At 37.6% G+C, this 415-nt stretch carries 1 protein-coding gene; it reads right to left on the minus strand.

Features of this window, described 5'->3' with window-relative positions; genetic code table 11:
- A partial coding sequence (locus EAS64_RS48160) for an ABC transporter permease (RefSeq protein WP_145862459.1) occupies positions 1-415 on the minus strand: 415 nt, incomplete at both ends.

Here is a 415-nt window from a genome sequence, read left to right on the forward strand (position 1 = left end):
ATTCCCCAGTTTTGTGTCGTTAGGAAGTGTTCTGCAACGGCCGTACCGAGTGTGATGACTTTATTCCCACCGATTAAACGCGTCAACATGAAGAGTGACAAACTAGGAATAAAGACAGCCTGCACTCCAGCTCTAACACCGTTTAATGAAAGTGGCCAAATCACTTGAGTAAAAGTTTGGAAACGTGAGGCGCCTAAATCGGCACTCGCATTTACCAAATTATCATCTAAATCATTTAAAGCATTAAAAATTGGTAAAACCATAAAGGGAATGGAAATATATGATGCGACCAAAATAAAACTTAGGTCAGTAAATAGAATCTGTGTCCGTCCAATTCCCAAAAACTGTAAAAAGTTATTAACTGAACCATATTTACCAAAAATTCCAATAAAGGCATAAGCTTTGAGTAACAAGT

It is taken from the genome of Trebonia kvetii (genome assembly GCF_007827045.1).
GTDB lineage: Bacteria > Actinomycetota > Actinomycetes > Streptosporangiales > Streptosporangiaceae > Trebonia > Trebonia kvetii.